Source organism: Oscillospiraceae bacterium (assembly GCA_025757685.1).
Lineage (GTDB): Bacteria > Bacillota > Clostridia > Oscillospirales > Acutalibacteraceae > CAG-217.
Genome location: CP107220.1, coordinates 280,889 through 303,725, shown reverse-complemented (window position 1 = coordinate 303,725; position 22,837 = coordinate 280,889). Strand labels below are relative to the sequence as shown.

The following is a 22,837-nucleotide window of genomic DNA, read 5'->3' as shown; positions in this document are numbered from 1 at the left end:
TCATTATAACATAAAGAGAAAACAAAGTCAAATTACCGCACTTTGGTACTTTTTACCGGGGACCAGGCGCCGTACAGCTTGCCGCCCTTTTGCTTTTTATACACCCGAATACGCACATAATATTTCTTTTTACTCTTCAATTTAGTCAGCGTTTTGGCGGTGGTGCCCGCCTTGGTTATCGTTACCGACTTGGTGGTGGATTTGGTAAACTTGGACGAAGTGGAATAGCTGATCTGGTAACCGCTAATGCCACTGCCCTTCTTCCACTTTACGGTCAGCCGGCCTTTTTGGCTGCTTTTCAGCGATGCGATCGCCGGTTTCAGCTGTGCCAGCTTTTCCGTCTTTTTGGCGCCGCAAGCGGTGCACTTATATTTCTTATATCCGGTGGCAAAGTAGGTGGCCGCTTTTTTGGCGGTGCACTTATAGGCATGCACATGGATCTTAAATTGCCGCGTGCTGTTAAAGTTGCCCTTGCCCTGCACCGTTACCGTGCGGGTGGTATCTCTGGTGGCAATGGACACGGTGTAATCCTTGTTCTGCCGCAAGGTCTTGCCCTTATAGGTTGCCTTGATCGTGGCGCCCTTCGCGGTAGGGGTACACCGAACAGACACATCCCTGTCATTCAGGGATTTTTGATGGATCTTAAAGTGCAGCACAGCCGTACCGGTATAATTGCCCTTGCCCTGCACCGTCACATTGGCGGTACCTGCATTGGTATTGGCACTGTAACGGACCACCGTATAGTCCCGACCGGACTTTAAACCGCTTTGACTGTCAAACCAAGCGGTACCGGGGCGCTGGGCACTGCCGTTATAGGTCACCGGCGCGCAAACATCCGACCCGCCGTACCCGGCAATAGACGCCGGGGCGATGGTATAAGTATAGGTCGCGCTGCCGGTCAGGTACTTGGATCCTTCCAGTGCCGTCACGGTATAGGTGCCGCTGCCGGCATGCACCGTGGAGCCGCTGTATGTGAGAGCGTAGTCCTCGCCCTCTTTGAACACCTTTTTGTAAGGCTTGCCGTCTGTGGTGGTGCCAACAAAGGTCATGGCAGACATCACATCTGCAATGCTCTTGCCGGAGTACGGCGCCTGCACATCGCCAAAGCCTGCCCGGTTCATGGGCAGCTTGGCAATTTCAAACCGCAGCCGGTTGGTACTGTTCCCCTCCAACTTGCCGGTATAACGGTCGCTGATAGAAAAATCCAACTCGATGGTGTACTTGCCGGGCTCGGACAGGGTATCCACCTTTTTGCCATTCTCATCGAGGAACAATACGGTGTAGTCCTTATCCCGCACCGCAGTATGGCCGTAGCCATCCACCACATGCACATCCACCTGAATGGGGCAAACATTATAAGTAATGGCACCGTTTTTATCCAGATTGTGCAGTTCGATCTGGTTCTTTTCCTTGGTTACATCAATCTTGTTGAGGTAAAAGGAGCAAGAAAGCTGTGCAGTACCGTCCGTGGCAATAATGGTGTGCTGTCCCGGCGCGTAACGATCGTCGCCGGTCTCATACACGGTGGTGTACTCTCGACCAAACACATAGCCCGGAATCAGCAGAGAGAATTCGCCTTCCTCGCCGACATAATCCAGCCCGGTGCCGTCCGGCAGAGGGATCACCTTGGCTTGTCCGTTCTCGTCCGTCAGCACCGTACCGTTGCCGTCCGTCTGCGCCTTAAAATAGGCACAGCTGCCGTCCGCCGCCCGTTGAATCAGAATAGAATCCCGTATTTGACCTTCGGCACCGCGACGCATCAGCACCATATAGCCCTGTCCGTCAAAATCAGACAGATCCTCGCCGGTAGAGGCAAAGCGGTAGTCCGTCCCAGACAGTAACGGGTACGATTTGGTATCGTCCAACTGCTGATGATCGTTTTCCAAAGTGAAGTATGCATTTTTCGACCCACAAAGGAAATAGTAATAATTGATAAAACCCGGGAACCGCAGGTTGTTGGAGGCGGCAAAGGTGGCGTCCACCTGATACCATTGGTAGCCGCTGCCGGTGCCGTCATCCAAATACACAAAGTTCCAGGCGTGCATATCCTTTTGTAGTTCCCCGGTGATCTCATTGCGTACCATTTTGCTGCCCATCACCGTGTTGCAGGCAATGCCGTTCAAACGGCACAGATAGTAAAACAGTGCCGCATAGCCCTCGCACACGGCCTTGCCCTGGCCGGTGGTGCCGATCACCGTCAGGCTGTTTTTTTGCCGCACGGACCAATCGTAGCCGGTGCTGTCCAAATCCGCAGCCCCCTGCCCTGTAAGGCCGAAGAACGCTGCGTAGGCGGTGTGGGCGTACCAGTCGGTCACTTGATGATTCATAAAATTCTCATAGGCAGCGGTGTTGTACACCGTATTCTCCGCCAAAAAGTCATAAATGGTCTTGATGATCAGGTACTGGCGGCGGTTTGTATCCTGCTCCGCCGCGATGGTGGGATTGTCGGTAACAAACAGTTGGTTCCACTTTTTCGCTGCTTGGCGCAGAATCTCCATTTGCTGTACCGTGTCGCAATATTTGAGGGTGCAGTGCACCTCATAAAAGGCCACCGGGCCGTTCCAGTCGTCATAGCCCTCCACATTGAGCCAAGAGATTTTCAAATCATCTTGCCGGAAGTCCTGGATCTGGGCGTCCAAAAAATCGCCGCCCTCAATGGTGCCCACTTTCTCTGCCAGGGCGTTGCTTCGCAGCCGCTCATACAATGCCGTCCGAAGATTGCCGGTGGTAGGGTCGTAATCGCTTTTTTCCACCGCAATATACAGGGTAAAAGCAGTCTCTCGCCGGAGCATACGGTGCAGCGCGTCTGTCAGCGCCGCATCTATATCCTGCTGGAAGCAGTGCCAGGTCTTGACCTTCGTGGTATCGTCCCCCACCGCCGCCCAAGCGGTACCGTCCGGAGCCAGGTACGGAGCCAGGCCGGTACAGTCCTCTGCGCTCTGCCCCTCGGTATGCACTGTATGGGTCGTACAAACGGTAGCATTTGCCAGTCCATCGGCAGCCGCAGCCGTAACCGGCATAGCGGTGCACACCAGCACCAGCGCCAGCAAAAGAGACAGCAAACGCATTCTTTTCATACCCATACCTCCTGATAAAACAAAAGCCTCTATTCCAATTTGATTATACCCGATCGTGGCAAAAAAGGCAAGAGAAAGCCGAGGACCTGCAAAATACAAGTCCTCGGCTGTTTTTCAGTGTTTATTTCGCCTGCAAAACCGATTTGGTAATAAAGGCATCTATATCCCGGTACACCTCCGGGCTGTTGGTCTCTCGCAGGATCTCGTGCCGGGCACCGGGATACAAAAGAACCTGCACCCGGGTGTGGCCGGTGGCCTTCAGCCGGTCGCTGACCGCCCGAATACCGGCGCCGTAATTGCTCACCGGATCCTCCTGGCCGGACACAAAGAGAATCGGCAGATCCTTTGGTACGCGGGCGTACCAGTCCTTGCTGCCGCACTCCAACATCAGCCGTCCCAGATCGCCGTAGGCGGCCACAGTAAAGGTAAAACCGCAGGCGTCGTCTGCAACATAATCATCCACCGACGCGGTATCTCGACTGAGCCAGTCCACAGAAGTGCGACCCTCAAAATGATCGTTATAGCCCTTAAAGCCGGTATTCTCCAGCCACTTGGAGCGGTAGCGCTTACCCTTAACGGCGCCCAGTACATTGGTCACCGCCACGCTAATATTTGCCAGCGGATTCGGCCCGCCGGTGCCCACATAAATGGCCGCCGCATAGTCCAGATCCGGGTAGCGGGCGGTAAAGCACCGCATAATAAAGCTGCCCATCGAATGGCCGGCAATAACCAGCTTCTTGTCCGGATATTCGCCCCGGGCAATGTCATACAGCCGCCGCACATCTTGCAGCAGAGCATTGTACCCGTCCTTATCGCCAAAGAACCCCCTGTCCTCCGGCGTTTCGCAGGACTGACCGTGGCCCAGCATATCGTGCATAAAGACCGCATAACCCATATCCGCAAAGGCCTGCAAAAAGTCGCCGTAGCGGCCGCAGTGCTCAGCCATACCGTGGTGGAGCAGCAGCACGGCCTTCACATTGCCGTCCTCCGGATACCACTGCCAGGCATGGATGGTGGCCAGCGCGCTGGCGCTGGGATAAGTATACGCTTTCGTTTTCATAGAAAAATCCCCCTTAACGCAGGCAATGCCTGCTGATTCTATGTAAAATTATTGTCGCTACATATTCAGTTTTCGCTGTCGTTACTCTGCCTTTTCGTCCTCCAGCACCGAGGTGCAGTGGGGACAGCGAGTGGCAGCAATGTCAATCTCGCTCTTGCAGTAGGGGCAGACCTTGGTGGTAGGCGCCGCCTGGGCCTCTTTCTCATGGGTGGCGTGCTTCACTGCGTCTGACAGCTTATTCAGCCCCTTGACCATACAAAAGATGATCAGCGCCATAATCAGGAAATTCACCACAGCGGACAAAAACGCGCCGTAGTCCAAATAATTATCTCCCAGCAGATGAATCTTGCCCTGGATCTCCGCTCCGCCGATACAGTTAAGCAGCGGTTTGATGATCGAGTCCGTCAAAGCGGTAACCACGCCGGTAAAAGCGGAACCGATGATCACGCCGACGGCCAGGTCCATCACATTGCCGCGGGAAATGAATTCCTTAAACTCCTGAAAAAATTTCTTCACTTGTACATTCCCTCGTTTTTACACTTTTCGGCGCACAGCGCCTAACTGTATTCTATCACACAATGCCGGTAAAATCAAATGCCGGAATAAAATCTTTACCTACCGCGCTGCGCTGCTGCAAAAACACATGATCCATACCCAGTGCCAGAGCATGATCCACCACCTTGTCGTACTCCCGGCGGGTGATGGCGCGCGTCAGCTCCGGGTAGCGCTCCAGCCCCGGCATAGGGGTGTACTGGGCCATCAGGGACACATAGGTACCCGGCAAATGGCTGTGCAGCCAGTTCAGCGCCTCAATGGCCGAATTGGTATTGCCCGGCAAAATCAAATGGCGCACGATCATACCGGACAGCATTTTATCCCCGTCCCACCGGTCCTGCACCTGGCGGCGCATTTCCAGCAGCGCCGGGCCCACCCGCTCCACATAGTCCGGCGCAGCGCTGTAAGCCGCCGCCTTAGCCGGGCGGGTGTACTTAAAATCCGGCAAATAAATATCGATCAGACCCTCCAGCTGCCGCAGGGTCTCTAATCGCTCATAGCCGCCGGTGTTGTACACCACCGGCACCGGGGGCTTCCATCGGCGCAGCAGCCGCGCCAAGGCCGGTGCGTACTGGGTGGGGCTGACCAAATTGATATTCTGCGCCCCGGCGTCAATCAGCCGCTGCATACCGGCGATCAGCTGGTCCTCGGTTAGGTCCACGCCCTTGCAGCCCCGGCTGATCTCCATATTCTGACAAAACACGCACTTCAGCGGACAGCCGGAAAAGAAGATTGCTCCGCTGCCGGATTTGCCGCTGATACACGGCTCCTCCCAGGCGTGCAGCGCCATACGCGCCACCCGAAAGGCAGCGCCCACACCACAGGCACCCACGGCCGCGGTACGGTCAACACCGCACCGGCGGGGGCAGGCATTACACCCACTCACAGCAGTGCCTTATAGAGATCGCCTTTTTTGTACGGGGTTACCGCGGCAATCTCCTTGGCGGCAGCGTTGACGGAAGCGCCTTTCTCCACCAGCGCACGGGCCTGTTCCACCGCCTGGTCAAAGGTGATGGCGTCCGTTGGCTCTGCCTTTTTGCCGGCCACGATCAGCACGATCTCCCCTTTGATCTTATTTTCCGTATAGTCTTTCTCCGCCTGTGCCAAGGTGGTACGTACCACCTGCTCATGCACCTTGGTCAGTTCCCGCACAATGGCAATCTCCCGGTCACCCAGCACCCGGTGCAGATCCCCAATGGTGTTGATAAACTTATGGGGCGCCTCATAAAAAATCATGGTGCGCTTCTCGTCCTTGAGCTCCTCCAGGTGGTCCCGGCGGGATTTTTTATTGACGGACAAAAAGCCCTCAAAGGTAAAGCGCCCGCTCTCCATACCGGACACCGCCAGCGCTGTGGCAAAAGCCACCGGTCCGGGCACGGACACCACCGGGATCCCCTGCAAGTGGCACAGGTGTACCAGATCCTGCCCCGGGTCCGAAATGGCAGGCATACCCGCGTCCGTTACAATGGCGCAGTCCTCCCCCGCCGCAATGCGGGCAGTGATGATCTCGCCCCGCTCTCGACGGTTGTGCTCATAATAGCTGACCATCTCTTTTTTGATACCAAAATGATTCAGCAGCTTTAAGGTCACCCGGGTGTCCTCTGCTGCAATAAAATCCACAGTCCCCAGGGTGTCAACCGCCCGGGGCGACCAGTCGCTTAAATTCCCGATGGGCGTGCCCACCACATATAAAGTACCGCTCACTTTGCGCCTCCTTCAAAATATGCGCCGTATATTCTTCCCATTTCCGCCTGGCCCGCCGGACTTTCCAAAATCAGCGTAGGCTCTGCCGTTAAGTACGGCTTGGCGCCCTTGCGCCCCTCCATCAGCAGTAAAAAGGGTGCCTCTCCCCCCCGGTGCTGCACCAGCCGCAGCCGCTTAGGCTCCAAATCATGGGCACGCATAGCCGTTACAATATCCGCCAGCCGTTCCGGCCGATGGCAAATGCAAAACCGCCCGCCGAACTGCAACAGATAGCCCGCTGCCGCACAGGCGTCCTCCAAGGTGCAGCACACCTCGTGCCGGGCAATTTGATCCCACGGCTCCGGAGACAAAATGCCCGTGTCCACCGGCTTGTACGGCGGGTTCATACTCACCAGAGTAAAGCTGCCCGCCGGGTACAGCTGCCGATGGTCTCGCAGATCTGCCTGCTGCACGGTTAGCCGCTCTTCCAAATGATCCAGCGCAATGGATTGCTGCACCTGCCGTACCGCCCGGTCCTGAATATCCAGGCACGCCACCGGACTTTGCCGGGCATCTCGCAGCCAAAGCAGAGGAATAATTCCACAACCTGTACCCAAATCCAGCGCCCGATCCCGGCGGCGAATACGGGCAAAATCCGCCAACACCACGGCGTCCGTACCAAAGGTGTGGCGGTCACTGACCACGATTTGCATGTGCTCTGCCAAAGGCATAACCGTCTCGTTCATAGGCTCTCCCACTACCGGGCCGTGCCCGGGTCTTTGCGCTTATTATATACCTACCGCCCCGCTTTGGCAAGCGGACAAAAAAAGACACGCCCAAAGCCAAAGCTCTCGGCGTGTTCCTTTTTGTTTGTACAAAAGCAGAAAAATCTACAAAATCCGCTTATGCCTGGGCAGGCGCACCCACGGGGCAGGTTGCCTCGCACGCACCGCACTCAATGCAAACGTCAGCGTCAATTACAAATTTGCCGTCACCCTCGGAGATGGCGGAAACCGGACACTCTGCTGCGCAAGCACCGCAGGAAATACAATCATCAGAAATCTGATATGCCATGATAAACACCTCCTGTATGTTTCTCAACCTAAATATAACAGCATTGATTTGAAAATGCAAGTGAATTCTAAAAAATTAGTCTTGCCTTACTTCTCCGCCTGGGCGGGCTTGTCCGCTTTTTTCTCATTTTTGCCGCCGCGACGGGGCGCACGCACCACGCGCACTTCTTCCCGATTGACGATCACCGGTGCGCCCTCCGGCGCATTATCCAACTGCACTTTCAGCTTGCCGGTGAGCAGCGCAGCGTCTACCACCGTGCCTCGGCCCTCTCTGCAGTCCACCACGGTGCCGCGGCGGGGAGTGATCTTTGCCAGGTATTCATAAGAGTTCTGCTCATATTTCAGGCAGCACATCAGCCGCCCGCAAGTGCCGCTGATCTTAGAGGGGGACAGGCTCAGTCCCTGCTCCTTGGCCATTTTGATAGACACGGAGTGGAAGTCATTCAGGAAGGTGGAGCAGCAAAACGGCCGCCCGCACACGCCCAGACCGCCCAGCATCTTAGCCTCGTCTCGCACGCCGATCTGGCGCAGCTCAATACGGGTATGGAAAGTGGAGGCCAGATCCTTGACCAGCTCTCTAAAGTCCACACGGCCGTCCGCGGTAAAATAAAACAGAATCTTGGACCCGTCAAAGGCGTATTCCACCTCGGTCAGGTTCATATCCAGCTTATGTTTCTCGATCTTTTGCAGGCACACCTCGTAGGCGCGCTTCTCTTTTTCTTTATTTTCTTCCAGAATTTGCTTGTCTCTGGCGGTGGCAATACGCAGCACCGGCTTGAGGGGCGCAGTGACCTCATTCTCCGCCACCTCTTTGGGCGCATACTGGGCCACGCCGCATTCCATACCCCGGGCGGTCTCTACCACCACCAGGTCGCCTTTCTTAATCTCCAACCCCTTTGGGTCAAAATAATATGTTTTGCCGGTGTCCTTAAACCGAACGCCTACCACTTTTGTCATAATCTATCCTCCTAGCGGCCGATCGCCTGGCGCAAATCGGCGCAAAATTTTGTGATCAGCAGGGCGTTATTGGCATTTTGCAGCGCCCGCTGATATGTGTCCTCAGCCACAGATACCAGTTGCAGCAGTTGTTTTCTTGTACATTTGGATCCAAGCAGCCGGGGAATTTCATCGCTGCCGGAAAGCAAATCGGCGCCGCTGTCCAGCACCAATGCGTCCCGAAACAGATCCCGCAGCACCCCGCAGATATTCAGTACCGCCTGCCTGTCCTTTTGCAGGGGTGCACAGGCGCAAATGAGCGCATACTCATTCTCCGCCACCAGCGCTCGGCACAGTTCTGCGGACAAGGCGCTGTACTTGGCGGCCTCGCCGTCCTCCAGGCTCTCCATGGCCTTTCCGATGTTGCCGTTCCACAGCTGCAACGCCTGGCGCACCCGATCCGGGTCCGCCTCCGGCTGCCGCTGCAAAATATAATCCGCACCGATCTCTACCGGCACGCCCTCCAACCGAAACACCACACTGCGGGACAGCACCGTGGGCAGCAGAGCGCTCTTGTTCTCCACCGTTAAAATGAACCGCACATAAGCCGGCGGTTCCTCCAGCACTTTCAAAATGGCATTCTGGGCCTGCACGCTCATCAAATGGGCGTTAACCAATATGTAGATCTTATAATCCGCCTCGTTGGGGGTCATATACACATCGCCCACAATTTGATCCACCGTCTTTTTGTGAAACGAACGGGCGCCCCCCTCCGGGGCATAGACCAAAATATCCGGGTGCACCCCGGCACGGGCCTTGTGGCACTGGGGGCAGCTGTCGCAAGGGCGGTGCTCGCCCCGGCACACCAATGCCGCAGCCAGTTCACCGGCCAGCGTGCGCTTACCCAGACCGCTCTCCCCCTCCAGCACTACGGCGTGGGGCAGGCGGCCGCCGTCTACCAATGCAGACAGCTGCGCCTTGATTTTTTCATTCCCGAGAAAGTGCTTAAATTCCATACTTGCCTTTACAATTTGCGGAACTCGTCCACATTGATCACAAACGCCACAGCGCCGTATTCCTCCACATCCACCGGCTGGCGCAGCAACGAGCCTTCCAGCGTGCTGGCCACGCCCGCTTGGCGCACCACCCGCTTGGTCACATGCTTGCCCAGCACATCGAACAGCTGCTCCACCTTGTGATCCTCCGTGCCGATAAACAGCGTGGTGTGCCCATCGGCCAAGAACTGACCGGTGGTGGAGATACGGGTGGAGGCAAAGCCCTCCTTCGTAATCGCATCCAAAACTTTGGAAACATCTTTATTGGAAATTACAGCCATAACCAGCTTCATATAAACATCCATCCTTTCCGTTAATGCTTCCTATTATACGCCTTGATTCACAACTTTACAACTATCTGTATTATCACTTCAAATAAAATTTACAATTTGTACTTATTTAGACAAATTTCACCTTTTTGGGGGTTAAATCACCGCTGCCAGCGCCACCACCACCGGCATGGTAACAACGGAAAACAGTGAGGACTGGGCGGCCAACTCGCTGCCCAAGGCGGCGTCATTGTCGTACTTGGCCGCATACATAGCCGTATTGGTGGCCGTGGGAGCAGAGGCGGAGATGACCATAGCAATCAGCAAATCACCCCGCACACCGCACAGGTAAAACAGCCCCACCATACACAGGGGGATCACTGCCAAACGCATCAGGGAGCAAAAGTACAGCTCCTTTTTGGCGAACATACGCTTCCAGTCCGCATTGGCAAGAAAGGTGCCGAAAATCATCATGGCCAGGGGCGAATTACAGTTGCCCACCATCTCCATGGGCCGCAGGATCACCTGGGGCAGCCTGGGCTGCAAAAAGAACAGCGGCAGCCCGATGAGCACCGCCATGGAGCCGGGATTCAGCACCAACCGGCGCAGGTCGATCTTGGCGGTATGGCCGCTGATCTCATAAATGCCATAGGTAAAGGCCACCACATTAAAAACAGCCACATAAACGGAGCAGTAAAACACGCCCTCCGAGCCAATCACCGCCAGAGCCAAAGGCAGCGCCAAAAAGCTGGCGTTGGAGAACAGCATACCGTAGCGGTACACGCCCCGCTCCATGGGACTGCGGTGGCGAAAGCACAGCTGTCCCAGCACGCCGCCCACCAGGTGGGTGGCAAAGGCGCACACAAACGCCAAAAGAATACCCCGCACATGGTCCGGGGTGTACGCCATGGTCATAAATGTATAAATAATGGCAATGGGCAGCACGATATTAAACAGCAGGTCGATCACCCGCTTGGCGTCCGCCTGACGAAACACGCCCAATTTATCCGTCACAAAGCCGATCAGAGAGATCAGGTACAGCATCAGTACCTGACCGGCCACGGTCTTTAAGGTTGCAAAAAACAAAGGCACGCTCCTAATCCGCTGCGCTGCGACGGCGCAGATCCTGCACAAAAGCCAAGGCGAACACACCCAGCAATAAATCCGCCGGGCCGAAATACATGCTGCCGTTCAACAGACCCCGGTGTCCGGTAAACCATACGGACAGTCCGGGCAATGCCAGCACACAGCCGCACACAAACACCAGCAAACCAAAGAACACCACCGCACGCCCTGCATGGCGGGAGGTAACCACCGCCGTTGCAAAGGATAAGAGAAACAGCAGCAGCGCCACCAAAAACAGCACCTCGCACACTGTCTGGGTATCTACCAGCACACTAACCATCTTAGCTAAAATGGTTAGCAAACGGCAAAGCCCCCACAGCGCCGGCACAAAGTGAAAGAAGCGGAACGCGCGAAAATCATACCGTCCGCCCCCATAGCTGCGCCCTACAACAAAATAGTAGGAGCAGCTGAGTAAAGCAAACAATGCCGTCAGCCCTTCGCTGACCAGGTCATTCCACTGTAAATAAACCGCATCGTCCGCCAAGTCGTAGCACAAAAAGCAGCGGTAAATAAAATCAAAAAAGAACGCCACAGACACCAGATAGGACACAACGGTCAGCCTGCGGCTGCCGCCGTTTGCAGCCACCGCCACTGCCGTATGGCTTTGGTGCAGGGCACACACAGTGCAACACACACCGGCACACAGCAGCAAAGCATACAGCCCATAAGTCAACGGCGCACCGGCAGCCGTGACCCGCCCGGTACTGCTGTCCGTAAAAAGGAGGAGCTGAACAAAGCGCAATACCACCGCCGCCCCGGTGATCGCAAAAGTCAGAATCCAAGGGATCAGTTGGGGTCTGGTACGCACTTTTTCGCTCCTCTTTCGTTCAAAATCAGCCCTGAACCTCTCGGTCCGCCGGGGCAATGTACGTTCTGGCGTGGGACACGCTCTTGTATGCCGGACGCATAATTCGGCCGCCGGAAATCAGTTCCTCCAGCCGATGGGCGCACCAACCGGCAATACGGGCGGTGGCAAACAGCGGGGTAAACAGATCCTCCGGGATCTTCAGCACCTTGTAAACCAAACCGGAGTACAGATCTACATTGGCGCACATCACCTTGTTGTCGCCCTTTACCTCGGCAAATACCTCCGGGGTCAGCATCTCCACATTCTCCAAGGTTTTAAACTCTTTTTCAAATCCGGCCTCATAAGCCAGCTTGCGGGCATTGGATTTTAAGATCACCGCGCGGGGATCTGATTTGGTATAGACTGCGTGACCCATACCGTAGATCAAACCGGAGCCGTCACCGGCTTCTTTATTCAGGATTTTAACCAGGTAATCTTTCACCTGCTCCGGCTTGGTGGGGTCTGCCACATGGGCAATAATGTCCTCCATCATGTGCGTCACCCGAATGTTGGCGCCGCCATGGCGAGGACCTTTCAGGGAGCCGAAGCCCGCCGTAATGGCCGAATACGTATCCGTACCGCTGGAGGTAAGCACACGGGTAGAGAAGGTAGAGTTGTTACCGCCGCCGTGGTCCGCATGAAGCATTAAGCAAATGTCCAGCAGTTTGGCCTCTTCGCGGGTAAAAGTCTTGTCCACCCGCAGCTGATTTAAGATATACTCCGCCATGGTCTGCTCCTTGTTAATCGGGTGCAGGAACATGGTCTTGTTGTAGAATGTACGGCGCTTGATCTGATAGGCGCTGTTCATAATGGTCGGGGTCTGAGCGATCAGCTGCAAGGACTGACGCAGCACATTGGGAATGGAGGTATCGTCCGGGTTCTCATCAAAAGAGTAAAGGGACAAAATGCAGCGCGCCATCTTGTTCATAATATCCTTGGAAGCATGCTTCATAATCACATCTTCCACAAACTCGTCCGGCAGTGCCCGGCACTCGGACAGCACCTCGCGGAGAGAATACAGCTGATTGGCAGTGGGCAGATTGCCAAACAGCAGCAGCCACACTACTTCCTCATAGCCAAAGCGGTCCTCGGCAATGCAGTTGTCCACCAAATCACGAATGTCATAACCACGGTAAGACAACTTGCCGTCCGTAGGAATCCGCTCGCCGTCCAGAATATAGTAGCCCTCTACCGAGCAGATACGGGTCAATCCGGCCATCACGCCGGTGCCGTCGCTGTTGCGCAGGCCCCGCTTTACCTGATAGCGTTCAAAATCGTGGGCATTGATATAGTTATTCTTCCCCAGCTCCTGGCACAAATTGGACAGTGCATCCATGGAGATGGGCGAAATATAATTGGAAGCCACAAAATCGCTCCTTTCAAACATACATTTAGAACAATCATTATACAATTATAATAGACAAATGTCAAGTTATCTGAAAGGAGAGATCCGCTTTGAAAAAAGTATTGATCCTGTTTGCTCTGCTGTTTTTGCTCACATTCGGGGTGCCCATGTTCGCCGCGTTTCACACCCAAGGCAGCAGTGATCTGGTAAGCCTGCTCCACTCTGCGGTGCTGACGGCGCCTATTCTCTGATGGAATTATCGTTAATTTTCGTAATCCGGCAATGGCAGACAGCCTGGATCACAGAGGCGGAGAACGCGCGGTTCCAGTCCGCTTTAACCGCTGCATACCCCGCCGGGTCTGACATGGCCAGCCGCGCCCCAACCTGCACGCCGTCGCATCCGGCGGCCTGCAAGCAGGCGTAAGCCCCGGTGCACAGGTCCACCAGCTTTTGCTCCGCCAGGTGCTCTATGACGGAAATGGCGCGATTATCTATGGTACTGATATAGCCCTTTTGCACTTCATCCAGCATCAACTGCGTTCGCACCGTTACCCGAAACACCGGTCGCCCGTTCTCCATGGCGCTCCGTGCCCTCACCTTGCAGGACACCAATTCCACCCCGATATGCCCCAGCTTGTCATTTTGCAGGGTTAGCAGTCCGCTTTTAATCTTACCGTTCATCAGGAGGATGCCGAAAGTATCGTCCATATCCGCCGTGGCGGTCATCTTGCCCCCATCAAACAGCGCCAACCCTTCAAAAGCCGTATGTGTGCCCGCTTTCTTTAACAGCGGCAAATAAATATCCGAGGTAGGACTGGCAAAGCGGCGCAGCGCGTCATTAACGGACACCACCGCGCCCATACCGCTATCCTGCCCATTCTGCAACAGGTGCACCATATTTGCGCTGGGCACCAAAGCGTCGTCTTCCTTACTCTCCAACAGCGCCTTGGCATTACCGTCTGCCACGCACAGCAGCACATCCGGCCGACTGGCGGCGCTGCGCACAAAGTAATCCATATTGTCGCCCACCCCGTGCCGTGCCACGCTGCTGCTGAACACCGTAATCTTGTTTTGTCCTAAAAACAAATTGCGGGACAAGTCCTCGGACAGTTTAGACAGAGCCTGGGAGATACCGGTGCCGCTCTCTGCGGTATTGATGGTAATATTGCCGGACAGAGCCTCTGAGCCGTTGCCGCTCTTGGTCATATTCAAGGTCTGCACCGAGACGGACACTCCATTGGCCGCCCGGTCAATGCTCATGCCCTCCACCACCGCCAAATTGCTCAGGGTGCGCCGTCCGGAGCAGCCGCACAGTGTGGCCGACACCAACAAAAAACAAAGAAGTAGCTTAATTATTCGTCTCATTTGTACCACGCGCCTTTCTGTGCCCCAGCAGCCACACCAAGGGAATGAGAGAGGAAAACACTGCAAAGGGCACCACTGTGATCAACGGCGAGTGCTGACCCACAGTCATCAACCGTCCCAGCGCACAACTGACGGCAAAGGTCGCCAAACCGGCGCCCAGGCACTTGCCCTTGTACCCACCGCTGCCCGGCAGGGTCACTGCCGCACAATAAATCAGCAGTGCCGCCTTAATAAAGATAGCAAAGATCCAAAAGCCGGTGTACAGCGCGTCCATACGCACCATTGAGCCGCTGCCTGCCAGCTGAGAGAGGGTATAAATCGGAAACGCCTGTAACCCGGCCGCGTCCCCCATCACGCCGATGGCAAAGAGAAACAGCAGGCTCGTAGTCAGGTACGAACACCCCATAGCGCCATAAAAGGCACCAAAACGACGTCCGCCGATGACCACCCGATCCGCCAGCACCAAAAAGATCGTAATCTCTGCCGTATTGGCAGACAGCACCACGCCGTTTCGCACCACTTCACCCACGGTATTGCTGCCTGGCGGAAACAGACTGAACCATTGGAAGTGCTGCACATTAAAGCCCAGCACCACCGCTACCACAAGCACAATCAGGCAAAAGGCGAAGCCGGAAAAACGAGACAATCCTTGCAGCCCAACCAACGCCCCATACACCGCAAATAGAAGAATCAGCAAGGCAAATCCCCAACTTTTGGCCTCCGGATTCAACCGGGCAGAGGCGAAGTAGGCAAAGCGGCTCACATTGATCCCCGCCAAAAAGATAAAATTACAGGCATAAAGAGTGCCCATCGTTCTGTGCGCCAACGGTGAGCAGTCCCGCTGCACACAAAGAAGCGCGGGCACCGCAAACAACAGGGAAAGCACCAGCGCTACCCCCACGCTCATCAGCATTTGGGTAGACAACTTACCTGCCATAATAGACTGCACATGGGTCAGGCTCACCACCAGGCGGCTGATATACAGCATGGCAAACAGACTGAACGAAGAAATTTTGCTGTTATTCACACTGGTCAATATGCGCACCCCGCAGATCCTGTACCCGCACCCGGCGGCGGGCCAGCTTGGTCCAACTTTCCCGATAAAACACATCGCCCAGGGAGCGCACATTTAGCGGCGCGATGGGGGCGGCGTACGGCACGCCGTAGGGGCTGAGACTGCAAATATTTACAAACAGCGCCGCCATGCCCAGCATCAAACCGTAAAGTCCGGTGAGTCCCCCGGCCAGGATAAACAAGAGCCGCAGCACCGACACGCTGTCATACAGCGGAAACGCCACATAAGAGGCAATGGCGGTAATGGCGATAATCACCAAAATAGGCGCGCCGATCAGCCCGGCAGACACGGTGGCCTCACCGATAACAATGGCGCCGATGATAGACACCGCGTGGCCGACGACCTTGGGCAACCGCAGCCCCGCCTCCCGCATGATTTCATAAAAGATCAGAGTCATAATGGCCTCATTCATCAGGGACAGCGGGGTACGGAACTCTGCCGACGCAATGGTAAACAGCAAGTTGGTGGGAATCAGTTCTTGATGAAAAGTGCCCAGCGCCACATACACCCCGGGCAAAAACACGGAAATACCAAAGCTGAAATACTTCAGCAGCCGCACAAATCCGCCGAAGAACGGCGGATAATCGTAATCATCCAAAGACTGAAAATTATCGCTGAAAAGATACGGCACATAAAGCACAAAGGGCGTGCCCTCCACCAGTACCGCCACCCGGCCCTCATAAAGCTTGGACGCCAACACATCCGGGCGCTCCGTGGTGCCTACGGCAGAGAAAAAGGAACGCATATTTGTGTCTAAAAAGGGCACCAGTTCGCCGTAATCCGCCACCGTATTCAAATGCGCGTCCTTTAGCCGCTGCTCCACCGCATTCACCAATTCCGCCGCGGCACGGTCATCCAAAAAGGCCAGTACCACCGGGGTTGGGGCGGCGGTGCCCAGCTGGATTTGGCGCAACTTTAAGTGATGGGTTTTCATGCGCTTGCGCAGCAGCGCCTTGTTGTCGTTCACAGACTCCACAAAGCACTCTTTGGCTCCGCGCACATTGCTTTCGCTCTCCGGCTCGTCGGTACTGCGTTTGGTCCAACCCTGAATACCCATGACCATAGCCCGGGGACAGCCGTCCAACACAAACACGCAAAAGCCGCTCATCAAATAATAGTAAGCATCCTCGAAGGTCTCTGCCTCTTTCAGCTCTACCGACTGCACGCAGGTGCGCATCAGCTGGCTAAACTGCTCGTCCGGCGTGCGGGCCTTCACCTGTGCCCCCAGCACCGGTCCCATAATCATCTGCCCCAGCTGCAAAGAATCCACCAATCCGTCCATCACAGCAAAAAAACACTTGCGACCGCCGGTTTCCGCCTCCTTGAGCAAAAAATCCGAGCAGTCCGCAAAGTCCGCCTTAAATTTCTGTACATTATCGTTATATTGGCGCCTAAGGTTTTCCAATTTCTATCACCCGTACTAATTTTGGCATAACCGGGGGATTTATTCACAAAATACAACCGGTGATTGAAATGACAGTAACTCTTATTCGCGCACTGCTGATCTACTTTACCGTCATTCTGGCTATGCGGATCATGGGCAAGCGCCAGATCGGCGAGCTGAACCCACACGAGCTGGTCATTACCATATTGGTAAGCCAGATTGCCTCCATTCCCCTACAAGACAACACCATGCCCCTGGCCAACGCCTTTTTGCCCATGCTGCTACTGGTAAGTCTGGAAATTCTCGCCTCCGTGGCGTCCATGAAAAGCCTGCGGCTGCGAAACCTGCTGCAAGGGCGACCCATCTTTCTCATACGCCACGGCAAACCGGATCAAAAGCAAATGCGTCGCCTGCGCTTTACCGTAGACGATTTGATAGACGCCCTACGCCAAAAGGATGTATTTGATCTGTCCACCGTGGAGGAAGCGGTGGTAGAGACCAACGGCAGCCTGTCCGTGCGGCTGCGTACGGAGGAAAGCCCGGTGACCCCCAAACAGTTGGGGGTACCGACGCCGGACAACGGCTTTCCCATACCCGTAGTCACCGACGGCCACATTGTGCCGGAATATTTCGGTGACCAAGTGCTGGACACGGCGGCCATTGCCAAGGCGCTGCAAAAGGAGAGCCTGCGCCCCGGTGAACAGCTGGTGGTGACCATAGATGACAGCGGCACCGTCTTTGCCGTAAAAAAGGAGAGAAAAAAGTGAAGCGCACTTGGTTTGCCATTTTGTTTTTGCTGCTGGTGGCAGGGCTGTGTATCTTTGAACAGCACACGGTCAAGACCACCTTTGAGAATATTGAGACCCTACTGCAAAGCATGGACGCAGCCGCCGCAGAAGAGAATTACCCGGAGGCAGAACGCAAGGCCCGCCAACTGCAAAACATTTGGACCGCCCGCTACCCCACCCTGTGCGTGCTCATGGAGCACCGCGCTTTACAAGAGGCGGGGGTAACCCTGGGCACCCTGCAACCCTTGGCTGGGGACGAAAGCGACGATCTGCGCCCCACCATTCGCCAGTGCCAAACGGAACTGGCAGAGATCTACGACAACAGCAAGGTAACGGTGGGCAACATCTTTTAGCAACACAAAAGCGAACGATATAAAAATCGTTCGCTTTTTTATCGTTATTCACTTTTGGCGTTCTTATACTTCTCCGCTTGCAGGCGGAACATATAAGCATAGGTGCCGTCTGCCGCCATCAGTTCACTGTGCGAGCCGCTCTCTATGATCCGACCCTGCTCCATCACATAAATTTTATCCGCCTGCACCGTGGTGGACAACCGGTGAGAAATAAAGATCACCGTCTTGTCCCTGGCAGCCTCCAGCATGGCCCGGTTCAGCTGGTATTCCGCCACCGGGTCCAAGTTGGCAGATGGCTCATCCAGGATCACAAAGGGGCAGTCCTTGTAGAATGCCCGCGCCACCGCCACCTTTTGGCTCTCGCCGCCGGAAAGCATCAGTCCGTCATCGTCAAACTCCCGCAGCAGCTGGGTATCCACGCCCCGGGGCAAAGGTCGCTGAAAGCCGCTGTGGTCCAGCGCACGGCGCACCCGCTCCGGGTCAAACTGCGGACTGAGCGCCACATTCTCCCCTACCCGACAGGCAAACAGCTGGAAGTCCTGAAACACCGCCGCAAACCGATCCCGATGGCTTTGCAGGGTGCAGTCCCGAATGTCTTGCCCACCAATCAGGATCCGCCCAACGGAGGGCTCATACAGCCGCAGCAGCAAATTGGTCAAGGTGGTCTTACCGGCGCCGTTGTAGCCTACCAGGGCGATCTTCTCCCCCGGGTGAATCGTCAGGTTAATATCCTGCAAAACAGGCGCCGCCCCACCGGGATAAGTAAAGGTCAGGTGTTCCAGCTTGATCTCGCCGGACTGACTCTTGGGCGCCGCCTGCGCCCCGTCCCGAATGGTGGGTTCGGCGTGGAGAAAGGCCCGGTACTTCTCGATCAGCTTGGCCCGCTCGTCAAACTGGGCAACGCCCCACACGGTGAGGAAATTCAGGCTCATGGCGATGGCATAGGCGCCGTTAAAACTGGCCACAAAATCCCCGGGGCTGATCTGGTGGCGCACCAGCACCAGGTAGCCCAGATACATGGGCAGTACAAACATAAAGCCCAACACCTGCACGCCGGTCTCCTGGAGCAGATAGCGGCGAGTGATCTTGCCGTAATATTTCTTTTGACAGGCGATCACATCCTCCGCCGCTTGGTCGTAGCGCTCCATCAGCAGAGGCGCAATGCCGTTCATACGCACCTCTTTGGCGTAATCCTGCAAGTAAAACAGCCGCTGGAAGTAGTCTGCCCGCCGATGATAGCGGGTGTTCTCCACCTGGCGTTGCACCTGCAAGTTGCTAATGGCCTTGCTTAGGGGCAAAAACAGCAAAATAGACGCCAAAATAATCACCAAACACAGCGGGTCAATGGTCAGCAGCACAGAGGAAATGGCAATCAGCGAGATCAAGTTGCCAAAGTACCGGCGCACCAGGCCCAGCAGGTTTTGGATGTTGTCGCCGGAGGACTCAATGGTGAGAATAAAGCGGTTGTAAAATTCCGGGTCATCATAAGACGCCAGGTCCAGCTCCGCCGCCTTGGCATACAGTCGCCGGTTCAGCCGGTAATAGGCTTTCTCCCTTTGCACATTCCAAAAGAACTCCCGATACAAATAGGACGCCAGCCGGCACAGCGCAAGCAGCGCCACCACAACGGCCACCACGGCGTACAGCCGCTTTAAGTCCCGACCGGAGGTGACAATGTCGATCACATACTTAACCCCCAGCACGCTGACCAGCTGGCCGGGCAGCACCGTCAGCACGCCCCATGCCAGCTCGCCGATCACCAGCGCCGGGGAGGCTGCAAACAGCAGCCGCAAAAAGTAGAATAAATTGGAGAACATGGAGTGCTCTTCCGCATGCTTAGGCTTGCGCACCGGCGGCACCCCCTTCCTGCTTGTAACCGGAGGCTTGCAGGCGAAACATATCCGCATACAGTCCGTTTCGCTCCATCAGCTGCCGGTGGGAGCCGCTCTCCTGCACCTGACCGTCGGCCAGCACCAAAATGCGGTCGCTGAGCACCGCGCTGGACAGCCGGTGCGAGATAAAGATCACCGTCTTGTTCTCTGTCACTTGCAGCAAATTCTCATACATTTTATACTCCGCCACCGGATCCAGGGCGGAGCTTGGCTCGTCCAGCACGGCGATCTGGAAGTCCCGGGCAAACAGCCGGGCGGTGGACACCTTTTGATTTTCGCCGCCGGACAGGCCGGTGCCCGCCTCGTCAAACTCTCGGGTCAGCACCGTGTCCGCTCCCCGGGGCAGCGAGGCAATTTTGTCCCACACACCGCTGTGGCGCAGTGCCCGCTCTGCCAGAGCTTTTTCCGTCGGGGTACAAGCGTGGCCGATCACATTCTCGTTGACGGACAGAGCAAAATTTTTATAATCCTGGAACACGGTGCCAAAGGCAGCCCGCAGCTGCTCCAGGTCATATTCCGGCAGCGGCTTGCCGTTATAGAGAATTTGGCCGCCGGTAGGATCGTAAAACCGCAACAGCAGCTTGACCAGAGTGGATTTGCCGGCGCCGTTAATGCCCACCACCGCCAGGGTCTCGCCCTGCCGCAGGGTAAAGTTCACATCGTGGAGCACCCGTCGATCGGTGCCCGGGTAGGTAAAGTCCACATGGCAAAATTCCAGCGTCTCCAGCGGCGGCACCGGCAGAGGACCGGATACCACCTGGGGCTGATAGTCCAAAAACTCCCGCAAATTCTGAAAATACAACGCCATCAAGGTCATTTCGTCAAAGCACTCGGTGGTGTCCAGAGTAGACTCCCGCACCGCGTTAATGCCGGAGGCCACCACGCTAAAGCCGGACACGGTCAGCCCGCTGCCCTGCACAAAGCTGTGGCAGGCAAAGGCATAAGTGCCCAGCACCGGCAGCAGCTCACCAAGCAGGCTGCTGACTACGCTGTACAAAAACAGCCGCACGCCGTAGTCCCTCAAAATGCGCACATTGGCCTTGGTGGCCGCCTCCATACGCCGAACCATCACGGCAAAGATATTGGAGGTGCGCATATCCTTGGCGTACTCTCGCAGGTACACCGTGCGCTGCACATAGGCTTGCATTCGTTTGTTGGCGGTCATGGACATATCCCGCCGATAGACGCACTTGCTCTTATACACCTCTACGGCGAACACAAAGAACACCGGCACCAAAAACAGCAGATACAGCGGGTGCACCGCCGCCACGGTGGCCATCACGCACACCAGCGCCACCACATCCGCCACAAAGGCAGAAAAATCAAAGCAGATCAGGTCAAAAAAGCTATTGGTGGTCACCATGGTTGCCCGCTGATATTTGTCGTAGAATTCCGGGTTCTCATAACAGGCCACATCCACAGACAGCGCCTTTTCAAAGATCCGGTCGTTCAGCAACTTCAGCACCCGCTTGGTGGCGCACTTCTCCATGCGCATACCCTCCCACTGGGCCACCTTCACCACCAGCGCCAAAAGGGCAAACGCCACCAACTCCCCCACATAAGTGCGAAAGTCGCCGCTGCCGGTGATCACATCCAGCAGGATCTTTAAGAACAAAATATTCTGCAAATAGCGGGAAAACACCGCATACAGCCCCTCTTGCAACAGATAGCCGATGAGCAGGCGCTTGTCCGTCTGCCACACCAGGCGCAGGGCATAGATCACATTTTTTAGCACAGGAACCTTGAACTGCTCCTCTGTCATTTGCATATAGGGCATTCTTTTCTCTCCAAATCACGGGCCGCCGCCCGCCGTTCTTGGTAAAAGGGTAGCATATTCCGCCGGCACTGTCAAACGAAAAGGAACCCGACTGCCAGCCGCGTTCCTTTTGTTTTACTTATTCTGTATAAAGTGCTGTTATTTGCTGTAAGAGTCAATCCGGATCAGGTCCGCCTCGCTAAGGGGCGGCTGTTCCAGCGCAGCCAAATTCTCCAGCAGTTGCGCCTTGGAGTGCACGCCCACCAGCACGGAGGTGACCCCCTTTTGCTGCCACAGCCACTGGATTGCCAGCTGAGAAAGGGTCTCGCCCCGGTCTTTTGCCAGCTGATAGAGCTTTTCAATCTGCTGGGCACGGTGCTGATCATAACCCACATGGGCTTGCAGCTTTTCGTTGCCAAACAGGCGGGCGCCCTCCGGGATGCCTTTGGCGTATTTATCCGACAGTTGCCCCTGGGCCAGCGGTGAAAAGCAGATCACGCCCTTGCCCTTGTCCCGGGCTTCTTTCAGCAGCTTGTTTTTCTCCACCGTGCGGTCAAAGATGGAATAGCGATTTTGGTTGATGACAAAGGGCGCTTGCACATCGTCGCACTTGTGGTACATACGGTGCATGGTCTTGCCGTCATAATTGCTCATACCCACATACAGGGTCTTGCCCCGGCGCACCAGATCCGCCAGGCACAAAGCCGTCTCCTTCAGCGGCGTGTCCGGGGTCATGCAGTGGTGGTAAAAAATATCCACATACTCCAGCCCCATCCGCTGCAAGCTCTGGTCCAGGGAAGCAGTCAGGTATTTGCGGCTGCCGCCCCGACCACCGTAGGGGCCCGGCCACATCTCATACCCGGCCTTGGTGCTGATGATCAGCTGATCCCGGTAAGGGCGCAGATTTTCCTTGAATATGCGGCCAAAGTTGATCTCTGCCCGCCCCGGCTCCGGCCCGTAATTATTAGCCAGGTCAAAATGGGTCACCCCATGGTCAAAGGCCGTTAGAATGATCTCTTTCATGGTATCGTAATCGTTGTTCACGCCAAAGTTCTGCCACAGTCCCACAGACAGCGCCGGCAGCCGCAGACCGCTTTTGCCGCACCGGTTATAGGGCATTGTCTCGTAGCGTGTTTCGCTGGGTTCATACATTTTGCTCACCTCCCCTGCATTTTACCATACCCATCGTTCTCTGTAAA

22 protein-coding genes are annotated in these 22,837 nt (G+C 55.7%); 3 read left to right on the top strand and 19 right to left on the bottom strand.

All coding sequences use genetic code 11. The annotated features are described in order from the left end of the window. Positions 1 to 32 precede the first annotated feature (32 nt). The 13 genes from OGM59_01315 to OGM59_01255 form a co-directional block, all read right to left on the bottom strand. Positions 33 to 3,077 (bottom strand): fibronectin type III domain-containing protein, encoded by a 3,045-nt coding sequence (locus OGM59_01315; protein UYI91136.1) that lies wholly within the window; start codon positions 3,075 to 3,077, stop codon positions 33 to 35. Between the two features lie 121 nt (positions 3,078 to 3,198). Then, complete coding sequence (locus OGM59_01310; GenBank protein UYI91135.1) at positions 3,199 to 4,137, bottom strand: lysophospholipase; 939 nt, start codon at positions 4,135 to 4,137, stop codon at positions 3,199 to 3,201. Between the two features lie 81 nt (positions 4,138 to 4,218). After that, the gene (gene mscL / locus OGM59_01305; protein UYI91134.1) at positions 4,219 to 4,653 is read right to left on the bottom strand and encodes a large conductance mechanosensitive channel protein MscL; all 435 of its coding nucleotides are present in this window, start codon (positions 4,651 to 4,653) and stop codon (positions 4,219 to 4,221) included. Positions 4,654 to 4,708: 55 nt separating this feature from the next. After that, on the bottom strand, positions 4,709 to 5,578 hold the full coding sequence (locus OGM59_01300; protein UYI91133.1) for a radical SAM protein: 870 nt from the start codon (positions 5,576 to 5,578) through the stop codon (positions 4,709 to 4,711). Beyond that, entirely contained in the window at positions 5,575 to 6,396 is an 822-nt protein-coding gene (gene rsmI, locus OGM59_01295) for a 16S rRNA (cytidine(1402)-2'-O)-methyltransferase (GenBank protein UYI91132.1), read from the bottom strand. Before rsmI ends, OGM59_01300 begins: the two co-directional genes overlap by 4 nt. Next, positions 6,393 to 7,121 (bottom strand): methyltransferase, encoded by a 729-nt coding sequence (locus OGM59_01290; protein ID UYI91131.1) that lies wholly within the window; start codon positions 7,119 to 7,121, stop codon positions 6,393 to 6,395. Before OGM59_01290 ends, rsmI begins: the two co-directional genes overlap by 4 nt. A 157-nt stretch (positions 7,122 to 7,278) precedes the next feature. Continuing rightward, positions 7,279 to 7,449 (bottom strand): 4Fe-4S binding protein, encoded by a 171-nt coding sequence (locus tag OGM59_01285; protein ID UYI91130.1) that lies wholly within the window; start codon positions 7,447 to 7,449, stop codon positions 7,279 to 7,281. Between the two features lie 86 nt (positions 7,450 to 7,535). Next, complete coding sequence (locus tag OGM59_01280) at positions 7,536 to 8,405, bottom strand: stage 0 sporulation family protein (GenBank protein UYI91129.1); 870 nt, start codon at positions 8,403 to 8,405, stop codon at positions 7,536 to 7,538. Between the two features lie 11 nt (positions 8,406 to 8,416). Next, complete coding sequence (locus tag OGM59_01275; protein ID UYI91128.1) at positions 8,417 to 9,400, bottom strand: ATP-binding protein; 984 nt, start codon at positions 9,398 to 9,400, stop codon at positions 8,417 to 8,419. A gap of 8 nt (positions 9,401 to 9,408) precedes the next feature. Continuing rightward, a complete protein-coding gene (locus OGM59_01270) occupies positions 9,409 to 9,732 on the bottom strand; it encodes a cyclic-di-AMP receptor (protein ID UYI91127.1) in 324 nt (107 codons plus the stop codon). 132 nt (positions 9,733 to 9,864) lie between these two features. Then, on the bottom strand, positions 9,865 to 10,794 hold the full coding sequence (locus tag OGM59_01265; protein UYI91126.1) for an AEC family transporter: 930 nt from the start codon (positions 10,792 to 10,794) through the stop codon (positions 9,865 to 9,867). Positions 10,795 to 10,804: 10 nt separating this feature from the next. Further along, a complete protein-coding gene (locus tag OGM59_01260; protein ID UYI91125.1) occupies positions 10,805 to 11,641 on the bottom strand; it encodes a hypothetical protein in 837 nt (278 codons plus the stop codon). Between the two features lie 25 nt (positions 11,642 to 11,666). Further along, entirely contained in the window at positions 11,667 to 13,046 is a 1,380-nt protein-coding gene (locus OGM59_01255; protein ID UYI91124.1) for a citrate synthase, read from the bottom strand. Between the two features lie 89 nt (positions 13,047 to 13,135). On the opposite strand from OGM59_01255, the gene OGM59_01250 reads away from it, so the two are divergent. After that, positions 13,136 to 13,276, top strand: coding sequence for a hypothetical protein (locus OGM59_01250; protein ID UYI91123.1), 141 nt, complete (start codon positions 13,136 to 13,138; stop codon positions 13,274 to 13,276). On the opposite strand, the gene OGM59_01245 is transcribed toward OGM59_01250, so the two are convergent. From OGM59_01245 to OGM59_01235, 3 genes are read right to left on the bottom strand one after another with little or no spacing between them, the layout of a single operon-like run. Then, complete coding sequence (locus OGM59_01245) at positions 13,266 to 14,390, bottom strand: Ger(x)C family spore germination C-terminal domain-containing protein (GenBank protein UYI91122.1); 1,125 nt, start codon at positions 14,388 to 14,390, stop codon at positions 13,266 to 13,268. The two genes, OGM59_01250 and OGM59_01245, sit on opposite strands and share 11 nt — an antisense overlap. Continuing rightward, the gene (locus OGM59_01240) at positions 14,374 to 15,417 is read right to left on the bottom strand and encodes a spore germination protein (GenBank protein UYI91738.1); all 1,044 of its coding nucleotides are present in this window, start codon (positions 15,415 to 15,417) and stop codon (positions 14,374 to 14,376) included. Before OGM59_01240 ends, OGM59_01245 begins: the two co-directional genes overlap by 17 nt. Beyond that, entirely contained in the window at positions 15,410 to 16,870 is a 1,461-nt protein-coding gene (locus OGM59_01235; protein UYI91121.1) for a spore germination protein, read from the bottom strand. The genes OGM59_01240 and OGM59_01235 overlap by 8 nt, the downstream gene beginning before the upstream one ends. A 68-nt stretch (positions 16,871 to 16,938) precedes the next feature. Here OGM59_01235 and OGM59_01230 point away from each other — a divergent pair, with 68 nt between their 5' ends. Further along, the gene (locus OGM59_01230) at positions 16,939 to 17,616 is read left to right on the top strand and encodes a DUF421 domain-containing protein (protein ID UYI91120.1); all 678 of its coding nucleotides are present in this window, start codon (positions 16,939 to 16,941) and stop codon (positions 17,614 to 17,616) included. After that, on the top strand, positions 17,613 to 17,990 hold the full coding sequence (locus tag OGM59_01225) for a DUF4363 family protein (protein UYI91119.1): 378 nt from the start codon (positions 17,613 to 17,615) through the stop codon (positions 17,988 to 17,990). The genes OGM59_01230 and OGM59_01225 overlap by 4 nt, the downstream gene beginning before the upstream one ends. Before the next feature lie 44 nt (positions 17,991 to 18,034). Here OGM59_01225 and OGM59_01220 read toward each other — a convergent pair whose 3' ends face one another. From OGM59_01220 to OGM59_01210, 3 genes are all read right to left on the bottom strand, one after another. After that, positions 18,035 to 19,840 carry an ABC transporter ATP-binding protein/permease gene (locus OGM59_01220; protein UYI91118.1) on the bottom strand — a complete coding sequence of 602 codons (1,806 nt, stop codon included), beginning with the start codon at positions 19,838 to 19,840 and terminating at the stop codon, positions 18,035 to 18,037. Beyond that, positions 19,827 to 21,659 carry an ABC transporter ATP-binding protein/permease gene (locus tag OGM59_01215; protein UYI91117.1) on the bottom strand — a complete coding sequence of 611 codons (1,833 nt, stop codon included), beginning with the start codon at positions 21,657 to 21,659 and terminating at the stop codon, positions 19,827 to 19,829. Before OGM59_01215 ends, OGM59_01220 begins: the two co-directional genes overlap by 14 nt. A 138-nt stretch (positions 21,660 to 21,797) precedes the next feature. Continuing rightward, the gene (locus OGM59_01210) at positions 21,798 to 22,790 is read right to left on the bottom strand and encodes an aldo/keto reductase (GenBank protein UYI91116.1); all 993 of its coding nucleotides are present in this window, start codon (positions 22,788 to 22,790) and stop codon (positions 21,798 to 21,800) included. Between the last annotated feature and the right edge of the window lie 47 nt (positions 22,791 to 22,837).